The organism is Methylobacterium aquaticum, from assembly GCF_016804325.1.
GTDB lineage: Bacteria > Pseudomonadota > Alphaproteobacteria > Rhizobiales > Beijerinckiaceae > Methylobacterium > Methylobacterium aquaticum_C.
In genome coordinates this window covers 5,695,001-5,716,096 of the sequence record NZ_CP043627.1, presented here as the reverse complement: position 1 = coordinate 5,716,096, position 21,096 = coordinate 5,695,001, and the positions used below count along the sequence as shown (strand labels likewise).

The window sequence follows — 21,096 nt, the reverse complement described above, 5'->3', positions numbered from 1 at the left end:
GCCTTGTGCCCGCCCCGCCGCCCCTCATAATCGCCCCGTCATGGATCTGAACTCGCCCCTGTTCGACCGCATCCGCATCCGGCCCTCGTGCGACGAGCCGAAGAAGGCCGAGGGTCCGGCCTGCGACCGGCCGGGCTGCACCCAGCCCGGGCTGCACAAGGCGCCCAAGGGGCGCAAGCAGGAGGGCCAGTACTGGCGCTTCTGCATGCAACACGTGCGCGAGTATAACGCCTCGTACAATTACTTCGACGGGATGAACGACGCCGCCGTCCAGGCCTACCAGAAGGACGCGGTGATCGGGCATCGCCCGACCTGGGCGATGGGCGTCAATCCCGGCGGGAAAACCGGCCCGAAGCCCGACGCGGCCCCGCGCGACTGGGACTACGTCGACCCGCTCGGCATCCTGCGCGGCGAGGGCGCCGGCCCGGCCGCGTCGCGCCGCGCCCGGGCGGAGCCGCCGCCGCCGCGCTACTCGGCCCCGGTACGCAAGGCGCTCGACGTGCTCGGCCTCGACGAGGGCGCCGACCAGGCCGCCATCAAGGCCCAGTACAAGGCGCTGGTGAAGCGCTTCCACCCCGATGCCAATGGCGGCGACCGCTCGTTCGAGGATCGCCTGCGCGACATCATCAAGGCCCACGACACCCTGCGGGGCGCCGGCCTGTGCTGAGGCCGGTGCCGCTCCCGCGCCGGGCACGGATCTCGCATCCCTGATCCGTCGCGAAAGGGGCTCGAAAGTGGGCGCCTGCCCCATATATCCGGGTCAGGCACGTTTGCGCCGGCTCCCCCCGCAGACTAATGACATGCGGCGCCCGCCGGACTCTCCCGCGCCGTCGCGACATCCGCAGGATCGCCCGAGGACGGGCGGCCTGCCCCGACGAGGCTCCGTATGCTTGCTGAGAAGACGCCACCCGCTCTCCCGGACACGACCGTCTCGGTGCGCAAGGTGTTCGGGATCGATTCGAACCTCGAGGTGCCGGCCTTCTCGGCCACCGACGAGCACGTGCCGGATCTCGATCCCGACTACCTGTTCGACCGCGAGACCACGCTGGCGATCCTCGCGGGCTTCGCCCGCAACCGCCGGGTGATGATCACCGGCTATCACGGCACCGGCAAGTCGACCCACGTGGAGCAGGTCGCCGCGCGGCTGAACTGGCCCTGCGTGCGCATCAACCTCGACAGCCACGTCTCGCGCATCGACCTCGTCGGCAAGGACGCGATCGTGCTCCAGGAGGGCAAGCAGGTCACCGCCTTCCAGGACGGCATCCTGCCCTGGGCGCTGCAGAACAACGTCGCGCTGGTCTTCGACGAGTACGATGCCGGCCGGCCGGACGTGATGTTCGTGATCCAGCGCGTGCTCGAAGTGTCGGGCCGCCTGACGCTCCTCGACCAGAAGCGGGTGATCCGCCCGCATCCCGGCTTCCGCCTGTTCGCCACCGCCAACACGGTCGGCCTCGGCGACACGTCGGGCCTGTATCACGGCACCCAGCAGATCAACCAGGGCCAGATGGACCGCTGGTCGATCGTCACCACGCTCAACTACCTGCCGCACGACCGCGAGGTCGACATCGTGCTGTCCAAGGCGCCGCATTACCGCGGCGAGGGCGGGCGCGACATCGTCAACAAGATGGTGCGCGTCGCCGACCTCACCCGCAACGCCTTCATCAACGGCGACCTGTCGACCGTGATGAGCCCGCGCACGGTGATCACCTGGGCCGAGAATGCCGACATCTTCAACGATATCGGCTTCGCCTTCCGGGTGACCTTCCTCAACAAGTGCGACGAGCTGGAGCGCGCGCTGGTGGCCGAGTTCTACCAGCGCTCCTTCGGCAAGGAGCTGCCCGAGAGCGCGGTGAACGTCGCACTGAGCTGAACCGGGAGCAACCCCGATGGATGACCCGACCCTCGATCACCGGCGCGACGGCACCGACGCGGTCGAGGGCCGGGCGTCCTACGAGCGGGACTATTTCTCCTGGGTGCAGGAGCAGGTGGCGCTGATTCGGGCGCGCCGCTTCGACGAGGTCGACGCGGAGCACGTAGCCGAGGAGCTGGAGGATTTGGGCAAGAGCCAGCTCTCCCGGCTCCACAGCACCTTGCGCGTCCTCGTGATGCACATGCTGAAGTGGGACCAGCAGCCCGAGCACCGGACGGCAAGCTGGATTTTCTCGATCGCCGAGCAGCGGCGGCGCTATCGTCGGTTGCTGCGCGACAATCCCGGCCTCAAGCCGCACCGGGAAGCGACGCTCGCCGATGCCTATGAGGAAGCCCGACTATGGGCCGCGGATGAGACCCATCTCGAACCCGACGACTTCCCGAAGGCCTGCCCCTACACCTGGGACGATCTCCTGGACCGTCCCTTCGACTTCGACTCGCTGAAGAAGTAGCCGCGCCATGTCCATCTCCAACCGCAAGCCCGGCGAGAAGCGCGAGTCCGTCGCCGAGCCGCTGAAGCGCTCGGTGGCCGGGACGCTGCGGGCCATCGCCCGCAAGGCCGAGATCGAGGTCACCTTCGCGACCGACCGGCCGGCGCTGACCGGCGACAAGGCCCGGCTGCCCGAGCCGCCGCGCAAGCTCTCCCCCGGCGACGTCGCGATCCTGCGCGGCCACGCCGATTCGATGGCGCTTCGCCTCGCCTGCCACGACAACGCCGTCCACCGCCGCCTCGCCCCCGAGAACGCCGCCGCCCGCGCGGTCTTCGACGCGGTCGAGCAGGCCCGGGTCGAGGCGATCGGCTCGCGCCGCATGGCGGGCGTGGCCGGCAACCTCACGGCGATGCTGGAGGACCGCTACCATCGGGGCGGCAAGTACGAGGAGATCACCGACCGGGCCGACGCGCCGATGGAGGATGCGGTCGCCCTGATGGTGCGCGAGCGCCTGACCGGCCAGGCCCCGCCCCCGGCCGCGCAGCGCATCGTCGGGCTGTGGCGCGAGTTCATCGAGGATCGCGCCGGGCGCAACCTCGACGGGCTGATGGGCAACCTCGAGGACCAGCGCGCCTTCGCCCGCTCGGTGCGCGACCTGCTCTCCTCCCTCGACATGGCGGACGAGGCCCCCCTCGATCCCGACGACGAGGAGAACGACGACGAGAACGAGGCCGAATCCGACGAGCAGCAGGCCGGCGAGGGCGAGGCCGAGCAGCAGAGCCAGGGCGACCGGGCCGAGATGGAGGTCTCGGACGAGGCCTCCGACGAGATCGAGGAAGGTGCCACCGAGGCCGCCGACGCGCCGTCCGGCGAGTTGCCGGAGGATGCCGAGGACGCCGACTCCGAAGAGGCCTCCGAATCGTGGCGCCCGCCGGGCCCGCGGGCCAACGAGCCGCGCGGCCCGGACTACAAGGTGTTTTCCCAGAAATACGACGAGGTCGTCCACGCCGAGGACCTGTGCGACGCCGACGAGCTGGCGCGCCTGCGCTCCTACCTCGACAAGCAGCTCGCCCATCTCCAGGGCGTGGTCGGGCGCCTCGCCAACCGTCTCCAGCGGCGTCTCCTGGCGCAGCAGAACCGCGCTTGGGAATTCGACCTCGAGGAAGGCCAGCTCGATCCGGCCCGCCTGATGCGCGTCGTGATCGACCCGTTCCAACCGCTCTCGTTCAAGCACGAGAAGGACACCAACTTCCGCGATACGGTCGTCACCCTGCTGCTCGACAATTCGGGCTCGATGCGCGGCCGGCCGATCACCGTGGCGGCCACCTGCGCCGACATCCTGGCCCGCACGCTGGAGCGCTGCGGCGTCAAGGTCGAAATCCTGGGCTTCACGACGCGGGCCTGGAAGGGCGGCCAGTCGCGCGAGGCCTGGCTGCAATCGGGCAAGCCGCCGACCCCGGGGCGGCTCAACGACCTGCGCCACATCGTCTACAAGTCGGCGGACGCGCCGTGGCGCCGGGCGCGCAAGAATCTCGGCCTGATGATGCGCGAGGGCCTGCTCAAGGAGAACATCGACGGCGAGGCCCTGGACTGGGCCCACAAGCGCCTGCTCGGCCGGCCCGAGCAGCGCCGCATCCTGATGGTGATCTCCGACGGCGCCCCGGTCGACGATTCGACCCTCTCGGTCAATCCGGGCAACTACCTGGAGCGCCACCTGCGCTACGTCATCGACGAGATCGAAACCCGCTCCCCGGTGGAGCTGCTCGCCATCGGCATCGGCCACGACGTGACCCGCTACTACCGCCGGGCCGTGACCATCATCGATGCCGAGGAACTCGGCGGCGTGATGACCGAGAAGCTGGCCGAGCTGTTCGAGGAGGATGCCGGTCCCGCGCCGAGGCGCCGGATGGCGGCGGGCGGGCGGCGATAGGTCTTCGTCCTCTCCCACTCACGACCTCATCCTGAGGTGTCAGTCGATTGCGAATCGACTGACCTCGAAGGAGGGCTCCAGGAATCGCCAAGACTTCTGGAGCCCTCCTTCGAGGCTCGCATACGCTCGCACCTCAGGATGAGGTCGCAGGTAGGATGAATGATGTCATCGACTACCATGCGTCCAACACGAAAAACCCCCGGGCGCCGCAGCGCATCCGGGGGTTTTTGGCGATCGTCCTGACGAAGGAGGCGCCGGGCGCCTCCTTCGTGAAAAGAATCAGGCCGCCTCGGCGAGCTTCTTCTCGATCTCGCGCTTCAGCAGGCGGGCGTTCTGCGACAGGTCGGTCTCGCCGGCCTTGACCAGGAACGCGTCGAGGCCGCCGCGGTGCTCGACCGAGCGCAGGGCGTTGGCCGAGATGCGCAGGCGCACCGAGCGGCCGAGCGTGTCGGACAGCAGGGTGACGTTGCACAGGTTCGGCAGGAACCGACGCTTGGTCTTGTGGTTCGAGTGGCTCACGAGGTGGCCGGTGAGCACCCCCTTACCGGTGAGCTCGCAGCGACGCGCCATGGTCTATATCCTCAACTGGTCTTCGTTCGGCGAGGGACCGCGCAACGCGAGAGCCGGGCGTGCTGCGCACCCCGGTTGAACCGGACCCCGCGAAGTCCCTGGAAAGCACGCGCCTATAGAGGCAGAGTCAGGGTCTCGTCAAGGTCTCGGGCTGCGCCGCCCCGTTCGCGGCGGCGTGCGCCCCGCGCGCCCGCGAGACGATCCGTTAACCCTGATCGCGTCACGATAGGGCCAGATTCCCCCCGCTTCATCGGTGGCGGGCGACGGCGTTCGAGATCGGTTTCCCCCATGCGTTCCAAGGCCCTCCTCTCGCTCGCCGTCACGGCGGGGCTCGCCCTTCCGGCCGGCGAGGCGACGCCGGCCCAGGCCGCGCGGGGCCGCGCGCCGAAGGCCGGCGAGACCACGGTCACGGTCGATTACGGCATCACGCTGGCCGGCGTGCCGATCGGGACCGCGCAGGTCATCGGCGCGACGCAGGGCCCGCGCTACACCATGGATGTCAGCGCCCGCCTCACCGGCCTCGTCGGGGCGATCACCGGCGGCTACGGCTCAGGGAGGGCGAGCGGCACGGTGGCGGCCCGGCCGGTGCCGGCGGCCTTCGCCCTCGCCTCCCACAGCGCCAGCGCCTCGATCACCGTGCGGATGGCGCTCGCCCGCGGCAACGTGGTCGCTTCCGACATCGCGCCGCCGCTCGTCCCCGATCCCGAGCGAGTCACGGTGAGCGAGGTCCACAAGCGCGGCGTCATCGATCCGGTGAGCGCCCTGATGATGCCCGCCCAAGGGCGCGGCGACCTCACCGATCCGCAGAACTGCAACCGCACCATCCCGGTCTTCGACGGCGCGAGCCGGTTCAACGTGGTGCTGACCTATGCCGAGACCCGCAGCATCCAGAAGCCCGGCTATGCCGGCCCGGTGCTGGTCTGCAACGCCCGCTACCAGCCGATCGCCGGCCACCGGCCGGACCGGCCGGGGGTGAAGTTCATGGAGGACAACACCGAGATGTCGGTGTGGCTCGCCCCCGTCGAGGGTGCGCGGGTGCTGCTGCCCCTGCGCATCGCCGTGCGCACCCAGATCGGCCTGAACATCATCGAGGCGACGCGGTGGTCCCAGAACGGCGGCCAGGGCGTTCCGGACACGACCGTGCAGGCGGCGGCGCAGAGCCCGGAGCCGCCCCCGGCGGACGGGCGCTAGGACCATGCGCCGCGCCCTCCCCCTCCTCCTGCTGCTCGCCCCGCTCCCGGCCCTGGCGCAAGGGCTCTCGACCGGACCCGATTGCGGCGGCGACGCCTATTCCTCGGCGACGATCGGCACCAACCCGCCCGGACCGCTGGTCGCGGTGCCGGACACCCTCTGCGCCGACCTCGAGCAGGGCCGGGCGCCGAGCACCCGCATCGACGTGATCGCGCCCGGCCTGGCGCCGCCGCCTCCTTATGGCGACCCGTATGGCGATCGGTACGCCCCCGCCCCATATGACGGGAGGCCGCTGCTCGGGCCACGGCCGCCCCGCGGCCGCGATCCGGTGCGCTGAAGGGGTCGCACGACGATCCCGGCGCGGAGTGCGGGACGGCGCGGCGGCCGCTGCCGGTAATCGCCCCGAGGATGTCTGTCCGACCCGATGACGCGCCGCTCCCTCTCACCGCAGGCCCGCTTGCGCGGCGCCACGGCGGTGCTCGGTCCCACCAATACCGGCAAGACCCACCTCGCCATCGAGCGGATGCTCGGCCACCCGACGGGCATGATCGGCCTGCCGCTGCGGCTGCTGGCGCGTGAGGTCTATCACCGCGTCGTCGAGCGGATCGGCCCCGAACGGGTCGCCCTCGTCACCGGCGAGGAGAAGATCAAGCCGAACCGGCCGAGCTACTGGATCTGCACCGCCGAGGCGATGCCGCGGGACAACACCGTCGACTTCGTCGGCATCGACGAGATCCAGCTCGGGCCGACCGCGACCGCGGCCACACCTTCACCGACCGGCTGCTGCACCAGCGCGGCCGCGAGGAGACGCTGCTGATCGGCTCGGCCACGATGGAGCCGCTGGTCAAGTCGCTGATCCCGGGCATCCACGTCACGACGCGGCCGCGGCTGTCGCAGCTGAGCTTCGCCGGCAGCCGCAAGCTCTCGCGCCTGCCCCAGCGCAGCGCCATCGTGGCCTTCTCGGCCGAGGAGGTCTACGCCATCGCCGAGTTGCTGCGGCGCCAGCGCGGCGGCGCCGCGGTGGTGCTCGGCGCCCTCTCGCCCCGCACCCGCAACGCCCAAGTCGAGCTCTACCAGTCCGGCGAGGTCGATTACCTGGTGGCGACCGACGCGGTCGGCATGGGCCTCAACCTCGACGTCGACCACGTCGCCTTCGCGTCGAACCGCAAATACGACGGCACGCGCTTCCGCGACCTCTCCCCGTCCGAGATGGCGCAGATCGCGGGGCGCGCCGGACGCCACCTGCGCGACGGCACCTTCGGCACCACCGGGCGCTGCCCGCCGATGGAGGCCGAAATGGTCGAGGCCCTGGAGGGCCACACCTTCGAGCCGCTGCGGATGCTGCAATGGCGCAATCCCGACCTCGATTTCCGCTCGGTCGACGCGCTGCGCCGCAGCCTCGGCGAGCATCCGAGCGAGCGCGGGCTCACCCGCGCGCCGACCGGCGACGACGAGGCCGCCCTCGACCTCCTGGCCAAGGAGGACGACATCCGCGACTACGCCACCTCGAAGAGCGCGGTCGAGCGGCTGTGGCAGGTCTGCGGCGTGCCGGACTATCGCAAATCCGCGATCCAGACCCATGCCGACCTGATCGCCCAGCTCTTTCGGTTCCTGATGCGCGGCATGGCCGGGCGCATCCCGGTCGACTGGTTCTCGCAGCATGTGGCGATGGTCGACCGCACCGACGGCGACATCGACGCCCTGTCGCAGCGCATCGCGCATGTGCGCACATGGACCTTCGTGGCGAACAGACCCGACTGGCTCGCCGACCCGGAGCATTGGCAGGGCGAGACGCGTCGGGTAGAGGACAGGCTGTCCGACGCCCTGCACGAGCGGCTGGCGAGTCGATTCGTCGATCGGCGCACCAGCGTGCTGATGCGGCGCCTGAGAGAGAATACCATGTTGGAAGCTGAGATCACCGCGGGCGGCGACGTGACGGTCGAGGGACAGCACGTCGGCCACCTGCACGGATTCCAGTTCGTGCCGGATCCCGGTGCCGAGGGCCAGGAGGCCAAGACCCTGCGCAGCGCCGCCGAGAAGGCGCTGGCGAGCGAGATCGAGGCGCGGGCCGACCGGTTCGCCGCCGCGGCCGACGCGGCGCTCGTGCTCTCGAACGACGGCACGATCCGCTGGACCGGCAACCCGGTCGCCAAGCTGGTCCCGGGCGAGAAGCTCTACGCCCCCGGCCTGCGGCTGCTCGCCGACGAGCAGCTCAGCGGGCCGGCCCGCGAGAAGGTCGAGACCCGGCTGAATGCCTGGCTCAAGGCGCATATCGTTCGCCTGCTCGGCCCCGCCCTCGAGCTCGAGACCGCCGCCGACCTCACGGGGCTCGCCCGCGGCATCGGCTTCCAGGTCGCGGAGGCGCTCGGCGTGCTGGAGCGCGCCAAGGTCCTCACCGAGATGCGCAGCCTCGACCAGGAGGGCCGTGCGGCGCTTCGCAAGCACGGCGTGCGCTTCGGCGCCTACCACATCACCATGCCGGCGCTCCTGAAGCCCGCGCCCCGCACCCTGGCGGCGCAGCTCTGGGCGCTGCAGAACGGCGGCCTCGACCAGCGCGGCCTCGACGAGATCGCGCATCTCGCCGGCTCGGGCCGGACCTCGATGCCGGTGGACCCCGAGATCGCCAAGGGCCTCTACCGCGCCGCCGGCTTCCGGGTCTGCGGCGGCCGGGCGGTGCGCGTCGACATCCTCGAGCGCCTGGCCGACCTGATCCGTCCGGCGATCGCCTACGTGCCCGGCACCACCCCCGGCGAGCCGCCTCCGGGCACTGCCGACAAGGACGGCTTCGTGCCGACCGTCGGCATGACCTCGCTCGTCGGCTGCTCGGGCGAGGATTTCTCCTCGATCCTGAAATCGCTCGGCTACGTCGTCGACCGTCGTCCCGGCCCGGCCATCACCGTCGCCCTGCGTCCCGCCGCCCCGACGGTGCCGGTGCAGCCGAAGGTGGCGGAGACCGGCGAGGCGTCGGCCGAGGCGGGCGAGGCCGCGACCGGTGACGAGGCGCCGACCGAGGCCGTGACGGCGGAAGCGGCCTCCGACGACGCGCCGGCCGAGGCCACCGCGCAGGACGAGACCTCCGCCGAGGCGACCGAGGCCCATGAGACCGAGGTCCAACAGACCGAGGCGCGAGAGGTCGAGGCCCAAGAGGTTGAGGCCCAAGAGGTCGAGGCGCCTGCCGCGGAGCCGGTCCAGGCCGAGCCGGCGGAGCCGATCCAGGAGAGTGTGGCTTACGACGCCGCCTCCGAGGACGCTGCCGTGGAGGCGCCCGTCTCCGAGGAGCCGGCCCCGGGCGAGGCTGAGACCGCCGAGGCTGCGCCTGCCGCGCAGGCCGAGTCGGGCGAGACCGCCGAAGGCACCGAGGTCGAAGCCGCTGGCGAGACCACCGAGGCGCCAGCCGAGCCGGCGGAGCCGATCGTCATCGAGGTGTGGCGGATGCACCGCCACCAGCGCAACCACGCGCCGCGCCACCAGGGCCGCGGCCGGCCGCAGGACGGCCAGCAGCGCGAGGGCGGCCAGCGCGACGGCCGGTCCCGTGGCGGCTTCCCGCGTCCGGAGGGCGGCGAGGGTGCGCCGGCGGAGCAGCGCGCGGCTCATCGTGGCCCTCGCGAGGGCCAGCGCTGGGGTGACCGGCGCCCGGGCGAGAACCGCGGCGAGCGTCCCGCCGGAGAAGGCCGGCCCGAGAACCGGTTCGAGGGCCGCGGCGGCGAGAACCGTGGCGAGGGCCGCCGCGACGGGCGTCCCCCGCGCGGGCCGCATCCGGGAGGCCGCGAGGGCGGTCGTCCGCCGCAGGACCGGCGCGACGGCGCTCCCCGCAACGGCGGCATGCACGAGGCCCGGTCGCCCCGGCGCGACCGCGCCCCGGATCCGGATTCGCCTTTCGCCAAGCTCCTCGCCCTCAAGGCGCAGATGGAGTCGCGAGACGGCGACAAGCGCTGAGCCATGCGCGCGGACCGGCAGCGCCTCGACAAGTGGCTGTGGTTCGCGCGCTTCGCCAAGACGCGCTCGCTGGCCGCGCGCCTGATCGAGGACGGCTTCGTGAGGGTGAACGGCCAGCGGGCCGACGCCCCCTCGAAGGCGCTGGCGGTGGGCGACGTGGTCACGGTCGCGGCCCAGCACGTCACGGCGGCGGTGCGGGTGGTCGATCTCGGCGAGCGGCGGGGTCCGGCACCCGAGGCCCGGCTGCTCTTTGACGATCTCTCCGCCGTCCCCCCGGCGGGGCCGGAACCCGGCGGGGCGGACTGACCGTCCGCAACCGCGCTTGGCACGCGAAAGCGTGACGCGAAGGCGACGCTCGACGGCAACGCGACCCCGCCCCGCAATGGGCGGCTTGCAAGCCCGCCCTCCCGGGTCTAAGGCCCGCCCCACACGCCCGGGCGCCGCGCGAGCGCTCTTTCGTCTTCGAGGTTTCACCGGCCCATGACCTACGTCGTCACCGACAACTGCATCAAGTGCAAGTACATGGACTGCGTGGAGGTGTGTCCGGTCGACTGCTTCTACGAGGGCGAGAACATGCTCGTCATCCAGCCGGACGAGTGCATCGATTGCGGCGTGTGCGAGCCCGAATGCCCGGCCGAGGCGATCAAGCCCGACACCGAGCCGGGCCTGGAGAGCTGGCTGAAGCTGAACGCCGACATGGCGAAGAGCTGGCCCAACATCACCCAGAAGAAGGCCGCCCCGGCCGACGCCAAGGAGTGGGACGGCAAGACCGGCAAGTTCGAGGCGCATTTCTCGGCCAATCCCGGCTCCGGCGACTGAGCGAAGCCGCGTGATCCGGCGGGGATGGTTGCCGACCTGTTGCTATCCCTGTCCCGACCGCATGACGGGTCTGCGATTTACCCGCCAAGCTGGTGAAATCGGGTGCAAGGTGCCTGCGCGGCCGCGCCGGGCGCCTGAATTTTTTTGATTTTCAAGCCTCTTCGTGCTAGCTTCTTCGTCGCCGTCGCTTTTCGTCCGACGTGCGGCCTTCGTCCACCGAGCGGGAATTTTTCGATGGGACGGGGCGGCATGCGATCAGCCAAGGTGGATCCTATCCGGTCCGCAGCGCGTTCGGACGTTCCTTAGCTATGGTTTGACAGGGACTGGCGGGCGCCCCTCGGGACGTCCGGCAGGCGCGTATTTTTCGCCGGGTGCCCTGACCCGGATGAATGATCCGGTCGCGGACATTGCCGCGAACGGTGACCTGGAGGCAACCCCCGCATGACGACCGCCAAGAAGACGACAGCCGCCCGGCAGGGATTCAAGACCGGCGAAGCGGTCGTGTATCCGGCTCACGGCGTCGGCCGCATCACGGCCATCGAGGAGCAGGAGATCGCCGGCTACAAACTCGAGCTGTTCGTGGTGGCGTTCGAGAAGGACAAGATGGTCCTGCGGGTCCCGACCGCCAAGGCCAATTCCGTCGGCATGCGCAAGCTCGCCGAGCCGGAACTGGTCAAGAAGGCGCTCGACGTGCTGACTGGCCGCGCCCGGGTGAAGCGCACCATGTGGTCGCGCCGGGCCCAGGAATACGAGGCGAAGATCAATTCCGGCGACCTGATCGCCGTGACCGAGGTGGTGCGCGACCTCTTCCGCTCCGACGCCCAGCCCGAGCAATCCTATTCCGAGCGCCAGCTCTACGAGGCCGCCCTCGACCGGGTGGTGCGCGAGATCGCGGCGGTGAACCGCATCACCGACACCGAGTCGCTCAAGCTCATCGAGCAGAGCCTCGCCAAGTCGCCGCGCCGCGCCAAGGGCGCCGAAGCCGAGGCCGACGGCGAGGACGTGCAGGACGAGGCCGAGGCCGCCTGAGGCCCCCACTCCTGTCCACCAGACGATCGAGAGCCCGGCCCCGTGCCGGGCTTTCGCATGTTCGGGCCTCCCTTCCCGAGCGTCCGCCTCATACCGCCGCCGGGTCATCGTGCCCGTGAAACAATCGCACCGCCGAGGATTTTTTCGCGGTGCGGGAACCTCCGGCCTGGTCCCGCCGTTGTCGCAGGCCTTGCGGTGTAACGGGCGCGCTCCATGCTGCGCCCCGGCCTCATCGCGACACACAGCGCTCACCATAGCGGCGGAGGCGGGGATGGCGGAAATCGCAGGCATACGTCGGCAGTTCGTGCGAGTTGCGATGGATGCGCCCTTCCTCGAACGGGAGGAGGAGCGCGGCCTCGCGGTGCGCTGGAAGGACGAACGCGACGAGCAGGCCCTGCACCGCCTGATCTCCGCCCATATGCGGCTCGTGATCGCCCTGGCCGGCCGCTTCCGCCATTACGGCCTGCCGATGGCGGACCTGGTCCAGGAGGGCCATGTCGGCCTGATGGAGGCCGCCGCCCGCTTCGAGCCGGAGCGGGAGGTGCGCTTCTCGACCTACGCGACCTGGTGGATCCGCGCCTCGATCCAGGACTATATCCTGCGCAACTGGTCGATCGTCCGCGGCGGCACCTCCTCGGCCCAGAAGGCCCTGTTCTTCAATCTCCGCCGCCTGCGTGCCCGGCTGATGCAGTCGACCGACGAGCGCGTCGGCGACGAGATCCACCGCCGCATCGCCACCGCCATCGGCGTCTCCCGCGAGGACGTGGCGCTGATGGATGCCCGTCTCTCCGGCCCGGACATGTCCCTCAATGCTCCCGTCGGCGATGACGGCGAGGCCTCGGCCGAGCGGGTCGACTTCCTGGTCGACACCTCTCCCCTGCCCGACGAGACCGTCTCCGACGCCGTCGACGGCGAGCGCCGCCTGACCTGGCTGCGCCAGGCGCTCACGGTGCTCTCCGAGCGCGAGTTGCGTATCCTGCACGAGCGGCGCCTCGCCGAGGACCAGGCGACCTTGGAGGCCCTGGGCCATCGCCTCGGCATCTCGAAGGAGCGTGTGCGCCAGATCGAGAACCGCGCCCTTGAGAAGCTCCGTCGTGCCCTGGCCGAGCGTTTCCCGCAGTCGAATGCGACCGGGATGAGCGCCTACGTCTGAGGCCGTTCGATCGGTCCTGGCGAAGACCGACGCCCCCGCGTCGGTCCGGGGCCGCCGAAAGCGGCGCCCGGAGTTCCAAACCATCCTGGCTCGGGATGAGCGGGACGCGATCCGCCTTCCCTCGATCACCCGCGCACCCGGCTTCTGCACGCCGCTTTTGCGGCTGCGGAATGACGAGGTGGCCCCTGGGGCTGGGGAGCGGGTCGTACACAGCCTTCCCAGCGTCCGATCAGCGCCCTTCCCGGAATTCACACCGGCCACGACGTCCCGGAACCACGCGGCGGAACTGGAACACCATCGATCAGGCCGCATCGTCACGGGCGCCGACAGACCGGCGGACGCATCCTCACCGATCCTCGATCGTCAGCTTCTGGAAGCCCTTTGCTGCCAGCTTCGGCCGCTTGGCGCTGAGGATGCGGGAGTTTACTCCCGTCCAGCCGATCTCGCCCGAGAGGCGGCCGTACTCGATCTTCGGACAGCGGTTCATCACCATGGTGACGCCCCGCGCCTCGGCCCGGGCCGCCGCCTCGTCGTTGCGCACGCCGAGCTGCATCCAGATCACCCCCGGCAGCGGGTCGAGGGCCAAAGCCTCGTCGACGAGGGGGCCGGCAGCTTCGGAATTGCGGAAGATCTCCACCATGTCGACCGGCTGGCGGAGATCGGCGAGGCGCGCCACCACCGGCCGGCCCAGGAGTTCGGTTCCCGCGAGGCCCGGATTGACCGGAATCACCTGGTAGCCGCGCTCCAGCAGGTATTTGGTGACGATCCAGCTCGGCCGGGCCGGGTTGGCGGAGGCGCCGACCAGCGCGATGCTGCGCACCTGCCGCAGGATCTTCCTCAGGTGCTCGTCGTCGTAGCGGTCGTGGCTCATCGGGCGGCCTTCCGGTCGAGGAATGCCGCGATCCCGTCCTCGGCGGAACGGGCGAGCATGTTCTGCGTCATCACCCGGCCCGCATGGGCGTAGGCCTCCGCCAGCGGCATCTCCAGCTGCTCGTAGAAGGCGCGCTTGCCGACCCGCACCGTATAGGCGCTGCGCGCCGCGATTCCGGCGGCGAGATCCTGCGCCTGACGAAGCGCCGCGCCGGCGGGCACCACCCGGTTGACGAGACCGAGCGCCCGCGCCTCCTCGGCATCCGCCATCTCGGCGGTGAGCAGCATCGCCATCGCGGCCTTGCGCGACAGGTTGCGCGACAACGCCACCATCGGGGTCGAGCAGAACAGGCCGATCTGCACGCCCGGGGTGGCGAAGCGGGCCGCCCCGCCGGCCACGGCGAGGTCGCAGGAGGCGACCAGCTGGCAGCCGGCCGCCGTCGCGATCCCCTCCACCGCGGCGATCACCGGCTGCGGCAGGGCCGGAATCGCCATCATCACCGACGAGCAGAGGTCGAACAGCTCCGCGAAGCGCGCAGCCCCCGGTCGGCTTCCGCCCGGTAGGCGGTCATCTCCTTCAGGTCGTGGCCGGCGCAGAAGGCCGGGCCTTCCGCCGCCAGCACCACGGCGCGCACGCTCTCGTCCCGGGAGAGGCGGGCGAACTCCTCCGAGAGCGCGGTAAGCATCGCGTGCGAGAGGGCGTTGCGGGCCTGGGGCCGGTTGAGAACGAGGGTCGCGACGCCGTCATGGTCATCGCGGAGGAGCAGGTGATCGGACATGCGGTCTCAAATGAGGGGCGGAACGGATGGCCTATTGTCCGGTGCCGGGCGCCGTGCTGCAAGATCGTGCATGACGACAACCGGACACGCCCCACGCATGCCTGCCGCCCTCATGATGGACCGCGATGCGGTCGCGGCCTTCCTCGACGAGGCCTTTCCGCAGATCCATCACGGCGGGCCCGGCCCGGTGGTCGAGAGCGTCGGCCCGATGACAGCCACGATGCGCCTGCCCTATCACGAGCGCCACCTGCGCCCCGGCGGCACAATTTCCGGCCCGGCGATGATGGCGCTCGCCGACGTGGCGCTCTACGTCGCGATCCTGTCCCAGATCGGCCCGGTGGCGCTCGCCGTCACCACCAACCTGTCGTTCAACTTCATGCGCAAGCCCGCGCAAGCCGATCTCCTGGCGGAAGCGCGCCTGCTCAAGCTCGGCCGCTCGCTCGCCGTCGGCGAGGTGCTGATCCGGAGTTCGGGCCGGAAGGACCGGAGCTCCGACGACCTCGTCTGCCACGCGACCGGCACCTACGCGATCCCGCCAAAATAGCGGTATCATGATACCGCTACGCCGAAGCTGCTCGAAAATCTCGCTTTTTTGCCGTTTCGGGTTTTTCGGTTCGCTTGACGCGGGTGGGAACCTCCGTTAATGAGCCGGCATCGCCGCTGCGCGCTCAGTCCTGACCGCGGCGGCGTCCTGTTTTTTTCGTCAAGACTTCCGGGACTTATCCGCGATGAAGACTTTTTCGCTGAAGCCCGCCGACGTCGACAAGAAGTGGGTGATCATCGACGCGGAGGGCCTCGTGGTCGGCCGCCTGGCGTCGATCATCGCGATGCGTCTGCGGGGCAAGCACAAGCCCCAGTACACGCCCCACGTCGATTGCGGCGATAACGTCATCGTCATCAATGCCGAGAAGGTGAAGTTCACCGGCCGCAAGTATAACCAGAAGGTGTACTACCACCACACTGGTTACGCCGGCGGCATCAAGGAGCGCTCGGCCAAGTTCATCCTCGAGGGTCGCTTCCCCGAGCGCATCGTCGAGAAGGCCGTGGAGCGCATGCTGCCGCGCGGCCCGCTGTTCCGGCAGATCCTGGGCAACCTCCGGGTCTACAAGGGCAACGAGCATCCCCACACCGCCCAGCAGCCGGAGACGCTCGACGTCGCCGCTCTCAACCGCAAGAACGTGAGCGCGTAAGATGGCGACCCTTCAGTCTCTCGCCGACCTCGGCCAGGCCAGCAAGGCCCAGAACTCGTCGCAGGGCGAGAACGAGGCCCCGGTCCACGTCCAGAAGCTGGACTCCCTCGGCCGCGCCTACGCGACCGGCAAGCGCAAGGACGCGATCGCCCGCGTGTGGATCAAGCCCGGCGCCGGCAAGATCACGGTGAATGACCGCCCGGTCGACACCTACTTCGCCCGCCCGGTGCTGCGCATGATCCTGCAGCAGCCGCTCCAGATCGTCGACCGCGTCGACCAGTACGACATCGTCGTGACGGTCGCCGGCGGCGGCCTCTCCGGCCAGGCCGGCGCGGTGCGCCACGGCCTGTCCAAGGCCCTGACCTACTTCGAGCCGGAGCTGCGCTCCCCGCTGAAGCGCGAGGGCTTCCTGACCCGCGATCCGCGCGTGGTCGAGCGCAAGAAGTACGGCCGCAAGAAGGCCCGCCGCAGCTTCCAGTTCTCGAAGCGCTAAAGCGACCTTTCCGGTCCTTGCAAACAAGGAGGGCGGGCCCGCGAGGGCCCGCCCTTTCTTCATGGGGCGTTGTGTTCGCTCAGGCGCTCAGAGCCCGCTCCAGCTCGCCCTTCGACATGGTGGAGCGCCCCGGGATGTTCTTCTCCCGCGCCTTCTTCATCAGTTCGGCCTTGGTCGGCCCGCCAGTTCCGCGGCCGGCATGCGAGGCCTTGCGCGCCGCCGCGGCCTTCTTCGCCACGTCCTTCGGCTGCTTCGAATGCTGCTTGCCCTTGGCGCTGTCGGCGCGCTTCTTAGCGGTGGAGCGCTTGTACTCGTCGTCGGAGAGCGATTCCCGAGCCTTCTTCGGCAGGTAGCGTTCGCCGGTCTCGCCGCTCTCCTTGCCCGACTTGGTGTCCCACTCCTCTTCGGTCCATTGCTTGAGGTGGTTGTCGGACGACTTCTTGCCCTCGTAGCCGCCACCCTCCTCCTTGTATTCCTGCACCGCCATCTGGGCCTTGCGCGCCGACCACTGGCCGGGCTTGCCGCCCTTCGACGACCGGGTGACGTCCTTCTTGACCTTCTCCCACAGCTTCGGGTCGGTCTTCTTGGCGGTTCCGGCCATGATGTGCTCCTGACGTCGGCTCTCGTCGATCTGGCAGCACAACCGGGGCGCGCGGGCCGGGTTCCTCTGGGGCGGGTTCTCCGGCTGTGGACAGGCCTGCGACATGAGACCGTCGCGGATCACGCGGCACAGTCCGCCCTCGCGGACCGTCATTGCCGATTGACTCGACGGCCCGCCGCCCGCCATCACCACGCGCGCCGCCCGGCATCGGCCGGTGGAGCGCCACGGAGACCTCGCCCATGACCCGCAAGCACAGCCCGAGCGTCTTCATCGACGGCGAGGCCGGCACGACCGGTCTCGGCATCCGCGAGCGCCTGGACGCCTTTTCCGACATCACGGTCCGGTCGATCCCGCACGAGAGCCGCAAGGATCCGGAGGCGAAGCGCACGCTCCTGTCCGAGGTCGACCTCGTCATCCTCTGCCTGCCCGACGAAGCCTCGCGCGAGACGGCGGCGCTCGCCGATTCGCTCCCCGGCGGCGGCCCGCGGCTGCTCGATGCCAGCACCGCCTACCGGGTCGATCCGGCCTGGACCTACGGCTTCGCCGAACTGGCGCCGGAGCAGGAGGCCGCCATCCGGGCCTCGCGCCGGGTCTCCAACCCGGGCTGCTACCCGACCGGCGGCATCGCACTCCTGCGCCCGCTGATCGATGCCGGCCTGATCCCGGCCGACCACCCCATCAGCATCAACGCGGTCTCTGGCTACAGCGGCGGCGGCCGCAAGATGATCGAGGCCTACGAGGCCGGCGAGGCCCCGGCCTTCCAGCTCTACGGCCTCGGCTTCGGTCACAAGCACCTGCCCGAGACCCAGAAATACAGCGGCCTGACCCGCCGCCCGATCTTCGTGCCGTCGGTGGGCAATTTCCGCCAGGGCATGCTGGTGTCGATCCCGCTGCATCTCGACCTGCTGCCCGGCCGCCCGAAGGTGGCCGATCTGGAGGCTGCGCTGGCCGCCCGCTATGCCGGCACCACACTGGTCAAGGTCGTCACTGCGGCCGAGGACGGCGCCGACCGCGAGCGCATCGAGCCCGAGGCGCTGAACGACACCGACACGCTCGAACTCCGGGTGTTCGGCTCCGACACCCACCGCCAGGCGCTGCTGGTCGCGCGTCTCGACAATCTCGGCAAGGGCGCCTCGGGCGCCGCGGTGCAGAACCTGCGCCTGATGCTCGATCTCGCTTGAGCGTCCGGCTGCCGGAGAGCGCCTCCCCCCTTTCGGTAATCCAGGCGCCTGTCCGGTCACCCCAACAATACTGACATCCCCGATGCCATCCCGGGGCTCGCCAGCGGCAAGAACCCGGGATCCATGACCGCTCATGCTTCAGGATGAAGCGGAACGCCGACCGCCTCGTTCGGCATCGTGAGCGTTCATGGATCCCATGGTTCCACTGTCGCGGCCCCGGAATGACGATGGAGGGTTCGCGGTCGGTGCTCCCGATCGAACGGGCCCGAGCCTACCCCCGCGACGGGATCTCCAGCCCGCGCTGCACCGCCGGCCGCGCGAGGCCCCGCTCCAGCCACGCCGGCACGGCCGCGAGGGCATCGTACTCCACCAGCGCCCGCGCCTCATAGAAGCCGATCAGGTTGCGCACCCAGCCGAGCATCGCGATGTCTGCGATGGTGCAGTCCGCCCCCATGATCCAGTCGCGACCGGACAGCCGCGTCTCCAGTACCCCGAGCAGCCGCTTCGACTCGTCACGGTAGCGGTTCAGGGGCCGCTTGTCCTCGATCTCGCGACCGGCGAATTTATGGAAGTAGCCGAGCTGGCCGAAGATTGGCCCGAGCGCCGCCATCTGGAAGAACAGCCACTGCGCGGTCTCGTAGCGCCCCGCCGGATCGGCGGGGATCAGCCGCCCGGTCTTCTCCGCAAGATAGAGCAGGATCGCGCCCGATTCGAACAGGGCGAAGGGTCGGCCCCCCGGCCCGTCCGGATCGATGATCGCCGGGATCTTGCCGTTCGGGTTGAGCGACAGGAACTCCGGATTCCAGGTCTCGTTTCTTCCGATGTCGACGGCATGAGGCTCGTAAGGGAGCCCCAGTTCCTCAAGGGCGATCGACACCTTCACGCCGTTCGGCGTCGGCCAGGAATAGAGCTGGATCCGGTCCGGATGCCGGGCCGGCCAGCGGGCGGTGATCGGGAAGGCGGAGAGATCGGGCATCGCCGGGAAACTCCCTCGAGGGGATTTCGACGATACCCGACCGCGCCGGCCTGCGTCAGTCCTTCGCGGCGAAGTGCTTGGCCAGCAGCGGCAGGTGGTCGGTCCCGTGGCCGGCCTCGACCAGCCCGTCGAGATCGGCCAGCACCCCCTCGGCGACCCTGCGCTCGGCGCCAAGCCCCTCGGCCATCGCCACGTAGTAGCTCAGGTCCTTGCGGGCATTGGCGATCGAGAACCGCATCGGCGAGGAATCGCCCGCGAGCAGGAAGGGCGACAACCGGTCGAGCGCGGCGCCGTGGCCGCCGCCCTTGCGCAACACCTCGACCAGCACCTCGGGTGCGATGCCGGCCCGGCCGGCGCAGGCCGCCGCCTCGGCGATCAGCGCGACGGAGCCGAGCGACACGTAATTGTGCAGGAGCTTGAGGGTATGGCCCGCCCCGGCCTCGGGACCGGCATGAAAAATGTTCTCGGCGAAGGCCGAGAGCAGCGGCTGCATCGCCTCGAACAGGTCCGGCTCGGCCCCGACCAAGAGGTTGAGCCGCCCTTCCGCCGCCTCCTTCGGGGTGCGGGTCATCGGCGCGTCGAGGAAGCGCCCGCCGGCTCGCGCCACCGCCGCGGCAACCCGCGCCGTCGAGGCCGGAACCGCGGTCGAGCAATCGATCACCACCGTGCCGGGCCGCAACGAGGCGAGAAGCCCGTGATCGCCCAGCAACACGTCCTCGACCTGCGGCGTGCCGGTGACGCACAGGATCACCACCTCGCTCGCCCGCGCCAGGGAGGCCCGGTCGGCGTGGCGCGTCGCGCCCAGGGCGTCGAGGTCGTCCGTCGGCTGGTTGCCCGGATGGTCGAGATAGCCCAGCGGCCAGCCCTTGCGCGCGATGTTGAGGGCGATGCCATGGCCCATCAGCCCGACGCCGACGATGCCCACGCTCTGCTTGCTCATGATGACGTCTCCTCGATGAAAAAGATCAGGCGAGCGCACGGCGCACGGCGTCCGCTACCTCGGTGCAGGTGGCACCACCGCCGAGATCGCGCGGCACCGCCCGGCCCTCGCGCAACACCGCGCCGACCGCCGCCTCGATCCGGTCCGCCGCGACGGCGAGGCCCGCATCGGCCTTCCGGCCGGCGAGCCAGCGCAGCATCATCGCCCCCGACAGGATGGTGGCGACCGGGCTCGCGACGTTCTGGCCCGCGATGTCCGGCGCCGAGCCGTGGGCGCCCTGGAACAGGGCGTGGCTGTCGCCGATCTCGCCCGAGGGCGAGATGCCCATCCCGCCGACGGTCGCGGCGCCGAGATCCGAGATGATGTCGCCGAACATGTTCTCGGCCACGATCACGTCGTAGAAGTCGGGCCGCTTGAGCATGTGCACGGTGATCGCGTCGGCATAGGCGTAATCGATGGCGATGCCGGGATAGCCGGCATGGACCTCGTCGCAGATCCGGCGGAAGAAGGCGTAGGACCGCAGGATGTTGGCCTTGTCGCAGACCGTGACACGGCTCTGCCCGTCGCGCGGCGCGCCGGAACGCTTGGCCGCGAGATCGAAGGCGAAGCGCGCCACCCGCTCGGTGCCCTTTCGCGTCACCACGAGGCTGTCGGAGGCGACTTCGTCGCGAAGGACCACCCCGGCGCCGCGGCTGGCATACAGCCCCTCGGTGTTCTCGCGCACGATGACGTAGTCGATGCCGCCGCCCTCGAAGGCGCGCAGGGGCGAGAGCACGCCGGGCAGCAGCTTGATCGGCCGGACGTTGGCGTAGAGGTCGAGGCGGAAGCGCAGGCGCAGGTGCAGGTCGTTGCCGACTTCCGTCCCGTCCGGGTACACCACGCCCGGCAGGCCGGCGGCCCCGTGCAGGATTGCGTCGGCGTCGCGGCAGCCCGCGAAGGTGTCGTCCGGCAGAACCTCGCCGCTCTTCACATAGTGGCCGGCCCCGCCCTCCAGCATCGCGAAGGCGAGGGTGCCGGCGCCGCAGGCTTCCGTCAGCACCGCCATCGCCGCCTGCGTCACCTCGGGCCCGATGCCGTC

The 21,096-nt window shown here is 70.2% G+C and carries 20 protein-coding genes and 2 pseudogenes (1 of these 22 running past the window's edge); 15 read left to right on the top strand and 7 right to left on the bottom strand.

What is annotated here, in order from left to right:
- The first annotated feature begins 40 nt into the window (after positions 1-40).
- From F1D61_RS26245 to cobT, 4 genes are all read left to right on the top strand, one after another.
- A complete protein-coding gene (locus F1D61_RS26245) occupies positions 41-667 on the top strand; it encodes a J domain-containing protein (RefSeq protein ID WP_203155070.1) in 627 nt (208 codons plus the stop codon).
- A gap of 219 nt (positions 668-886) precedes the next feature.
- On the top strand, positions 887-1,870 hold the full coding sequence (gene cobS / locus F1D61_RS26240) for a cobaltochelatase subunit CobS (RefSeq protein WP_203155069.1): 984 nt from the start codon (positions 887-889) through the stop codon (positions 1,868-1,870).
- Positions 1,871-1,886: 16 nt separating this feature from the next.
- Positions 1,887-2,381, top strand: a complete 495-nt coding sequence (locus F1D61_RS26235; protein ID WP_203155068.1) for a DUF29 domain-containing protein — start codon at positions 1,887-1,889, stop codon at positions 2,379-2,381.
- Between the two features lie 7 nt (positions 2,382-2,388).
- Positions 2,389-4,290 (top strand): cobaltochelatase subunit CobT, encoded by a 1,902-nt coding sequence (cobT, locus tag F1D61_RS26230; RefSeq protein WP_203155067.1) that lies wholly within the window; start codon positions 2,389-2,391, stop codon positions 4,288-4,290.
- 279 nt (positions 4,291-4,569) lie between these two features.
- Here cobT and rpmB read toward each other — a convergent pair whose 3' ends face one another.
- On the bottom strand, positions 4,570-4,860 hold the full coding sequence (gene rpmB, locus F1D61_RS26225) for a 50S ribosomal protein L28 (RefSeq protein ID WP_203155066.1): 291 nt from the start codon (positions 4,858-4,860) through the stop codon (positions 4,570-4,572).
- A gap of 288 nt (positions 4,861-5,148) precedes the next feature.
- On the opposite strand from rpmB, the gene F1D61_RS26220 reads away from it, so the two are divergent.
- The 7 genes and pseudogenes from F1D61_RS26220 (at position 5,149) to F1D61_RS26190 (ending at position 12,988) form a co-directional block, all read left to right on the top strand.
- Positions 5,149-6,051, top strand: coding sequence for a DUF3108 domain-containing protein (locus tag F1D61_RS26220; RefSeq protein WP_203155065.1), 903 nt, complete (start codon positions 5,149-5,151; stop codon positions 6,049-6,051).
- 4 nt (positions 6,052-6,055) lie between these two features.
- Positions 6,056-6,388, top strand: coding sequence for a hypothetical protein (locus F1D61_RS26215; protein WP_203155064.1), 333 nt, complete (start codon positions 6,056-6,058; stop codon positions 6,386-6,388).
- Between the two features lie 87 nt (positions 6,389-6,475).
- Positions 6,476-9,987, top strand: a pseudogene (locus F1D61_RS26210) (helicase-related protein).
- Positions 9,988-9,990: 3 nt separating this feature from the next.
- Complete coding sequence (locus tag F1D61_RS26205; RefSeq protein WP_203155063.1) at positions 9,991-10,293, top strand: RNA-binding S4 domain-containing protein; 303 nt, start codon at positions 9,991-9,993, stop codon at positions 10,291-10,293.
- Between the two features lie 174 nt (positions 10,294-10,467).
- Positions 10,468-10,806 carry a ferredoxin FdxA gene (fdxA, locus tag F1D61_RS26200; protein ID WP_203155062.1) on the top strand — a complete coding sequence of 113 codons (339 nt, stop codon included), beginning with the start codon at positions 10,468-10,470 and terminating at the stop codon, positions 10,804-10,806.
- Between the two features lie 441 nt (positions 10,807-11,247).
- Positions 11,248-11,835, top strand: coding sequence for a CarD family transcriptional regulator (locus F1D61_RS26195; protein WP_203155061.1), 588 nt, complete (start codon positions 11,248-11,250; stop codon positions 11,833-11,835).
- 271 nt (positions 11,836-12,106) lie between these two features.
- Positions 12,107-12,988, top strand: coding sequence for an RNA polymerase factor sigma-32 (locus tag F1D61_RS26190; RefSeq protein WP_203155060.1), 882 nt, complete (start codon positions 12,107-12,109; stop codon positions 12,986-12,988).
- A gap of 346 nt (positions 12,989-13,334) precedes the next feature.
- Here the strand turns inward: F1D61_RS26190 and F1D61_RS26185 are convergent, their stop codons facing one another.
- Together F1D61_RS26185 and F1D61_RS26180 are read right to left on the bottom strand one after the other, a co-directional pair.
- Complete coding sequence (locus F1D61_RS26185) at positions 13,335-13,859, bottom strand: CoA-binding protein (protein WP_203155059.1); 525 nt, start codon at positions 13,857-13,859, stop codon at positions 13,335-13,337.
- Positions 13,856-14,637: pseudogene (locus F1D61_RS26180) on the bottom strand (enoyl-CoA hydratase). The gene F1D61_RS26185 and the pseudogene F1D61_RS26180 overlap by 4 nt, the downstream one beginning before the upstream one ends.
- A gap of 97 nt (positions 14,638-14,734) precedes the next feature.
- Between F1D61_RS26180 and F1D61_RS26175 the strand changes: the two are divergent.
- The 3 genes from F1D61_RS26175 (at position 14,735) to rpsI (ending at position 16,320) form a co-directional block, all read left to right on the top strand.
- A complete protein-coding gene (locus tag F1D61_RS26175; RefSeq protein ID WP_203155058.1) occupies positions 14,735-15,181 on the top strand; it encodes a PaaI family thioesterase in 447 nt (148 codons plus the stop codon).
- 184 nt (positions 15,182-15,365) lie between these two features.
- Entirely contained in the window at positions 15,366-15,827 is a 462-nt protein-coding gene (rplM, locus tag F1D61_RS26170) for a 50S ribosomal protein L13 (protein ID WP_091745022.1), read from the top strand.
- Between the two features lies 1 nt (position 15,828).
- On the top strand, positions 15,829-16,320 hold the full coding sequence (gene rpsI / locus F1D61_RS26165; protein ID WP_093570597.1) for a 30S ribosomal protein S9: 492 nt from the start codon (positions 15,829-15,831) through the stop codon (positions 16,318-16,320).
- 79 nt (positions 16,321-16,399) lie between these two features.
- Here the strand turns inward: rpsI and F1D61_RS26160 are convergent, their stop codons facing one another.
- A complete protein-coding gene (locus F1D61_RS26160) occupies positions 16,400-16,921 on the bottom strand; it encodes a hypothetical protein (protein ID WP_203155057.1) in 522 nt (173 codons plus the stop codon).
- Positions 16,922-17,160: 239 nt separating this feature from the next.
- Between F1D61_RS26160 and argC the strand changes: the two genes are divergently transcribed.
- Positions 17,161-18,102: an N-acetyl-gamma-glutamyl-phosphate reductase gene (gene argC / locus F1D61_RS26155; RefSeq protein ID WP_203155056.1), complete on the top strand. Its 942-nt coding sequence runs from the start codon at positions 17,161-17,163 to the stop codon at positions 18,100-18,102.
- Positions 18,103-18,373: 271 nt separating this feature from the next.
- Here argC and F1D61_RS26150 read toward each other — a convergent pair whose 3' ends face one another.
- The 3 genes in view from F1D61_RS26150 to F1D61_RS26140 are tightly spaced (at most 55 nt apart) and all read right to left on the bottom strand, a layout consistent with a single transcriptional unit that may run on beyond the window.
- Complete coding sequence (locus F1D61_RS26150) at positions 18,374-19,078, bottom strand: glutathione S-transferase family protein (RefSeq protein WP_203155055.1); 705 nt, start codon at positions 19,076-19,078, stop codon at positions 18,374-18,376.
- A gap of 55 nt (positions 19,079-19,133) precedes the next feature.
- Positions 19,134-20,018 carry an NAD(P)-dependent oxidoreductase gene (locus tag F1D61_RS26145; protein WP_203155054.1) on the bottom strand — a complete coding sequence of 295 codons (885 nt, stop codon included), beginning with the start codon at positions 20,016-20,018 and terminating at the stop codon, positions 19,134-19,136.
- A gap of 25 nt (positions 20,019-20,043) precedes the next feature.
- On the bottom strand, positions 20,044-21,096 hold the 3' portion of the coding sequence (locus F1D61_RS26140; protein WP_203155053.1) for an isocitrate/isopropylmalate dehydrogenase family protein. Its footprint extends 33 nt past the window's final position; only the last 1,053 of its 1,086 coding nucleotides appear in the window; its start codon lies off the right edge, out of view — the gene reads right to left on this strand; the stop codon is at positions 20,044-20,046.

What these genes read in the sequence shown, in the direction of transcription:
- F1D61_RS26175 (WP_203155058.1), top strand. Translation starts at nt 14,735, where the DNA reads ATGCCTGCCGCCCTCATGATGGACCGCGATGCGGTCGCGGCCTTCCTC.
- F1D61_RS26150 (WP_203155055.1), bottom strand. Translation starts at nt 19,078, where the DNA reads ATGCCCGATCTCTCCGCCTTCCCGATCACCGCCCGCTGGCCGGCCCGG.
- cobS (WP_203155069.1), top strand. Translation starts at nt 887, where the DNA reads ATGCTTGCTGAGAAGACGCCACCCGCTCTCCCGGACACGACCGTCTCG.
- F1D61_RS26220 (WP_203155065.1), top strand. Translation starts at nt 5,149, where the DNA reads ATGCGTTCCAAGGCCCTCCTCTCGCTCGCCGTCACGGCGGGGCTCGCC.
- fdxA (WP_203155062.1), top strand. Translation starts at nt 10,468, where the DNA reads ATGACCTACGTCGTCACCGACAACTGCATCAAGTGCAAGTACATGGAC.
- F1D61_RS26245 (WP_203155070.1), top strand. Translation starts at nt 41, where the DNA reads ATGGATCTGAACTCGCCCCTGTTCGACCGCATCCGCATCCGGCCCTCG.
- cobT (WP_203155067.1), top strand. Translation starts at nt 2,389, where the DNA reads ATGTCCATCTCCAACCGCAAGCCCGGCGAGAAGCGCGAGTCCGTCGCC.
- F1D61_RS26215 (WP_203155064.1), top strand. Translation starts at nt 6,056, where the DNA reads ATGCGCCGCGCCCTCCCCCTCCTCCTGCTGCTCGCCCCGCTCCCGGCC.
- rpmB (WP_203155066.1), bottom strand. Translation starts at nt 4,860, where the DNA reads ATGGCGCGTCGCTGCGAGCTCACCGGTAAGGGGGTGCTCACCGGCCAC.
- F1D61_RS26185 (WP_203155059.1), bottom strand. Translation starts at nt 13,859, where the DNA reads ATGAGCCACGACCGCTACGACGACGAGCACCTGAGGAAGATCCTGCGG.
- F1D61_RS26195 (WP_203155061.1), top strand. Translation starts at nt 11,248, where the DNA reads ATGACGACCGCCAAGAAGACGACAGCCGCCCGGCAGGGATTCAAGACC.
- F1D61_RS26205 (WP_203155063.1), top strand. Translation starts at nt 9,991, where the DNA reads ATGCGCGCGGACCGGCAGCGCCTCGACAAGTGGCTGTGGTTCGCGCGC.
- rplM (WP_091745022.1), top strand. Translation starts at nt 15,366, where the DNA reads ATGAAGACTTTTTCGCTGAAGCCCGCCGACGTCGACAAGAAGTGGGTG.
- argC (WP_203155056.1), top strand. Translation starts at nt 17,161, where the DNA reads ATGACCCGCAAGCACAGCCCGAGCGTCTTCATCGACGGCGAGGCCGGC.
- F1D61_RS26145 (WP_203155054.1), bottom strand. Translation starts at nt 20,018, where the DNA reads ATGAGCAAGCAGAGCGTGGGCATCGTCGGCGTCGGGCTGATGGGCCAT.
- rpsI (WP_093570597.1), top strand. Translation starts at nt 15,829, where the DNA reads ATGGCGACCCTTCAGTCTCTCGCCGACCTCGGCCAGGCCAGCAAGGCC.
- F1D61_RS26235 (WP_203155068.1), top strand. Translation starts at nt 1,887, where the DNA reads ATGGATGACCCGACCCTCGATCACCGGCGCGACGGCACCGACGCGGTC.
- F1D61_RS26160 (WP_203155057.1), bottom strand. Translation starts at nt 16,921, where the DNA reads ATGGCCGGAACCGCCAAGAAGACCGACCCGAAGCTGTGGGAGAAGGTC.
- F1D61_RS26190 (WP_203155060.1), top strand. Translation starts at nt 12,107, where the DNA reads ATGGCGGAAATCGCAGGCATACGTCGGCAGTTCGTGCGAGTTGCGATG.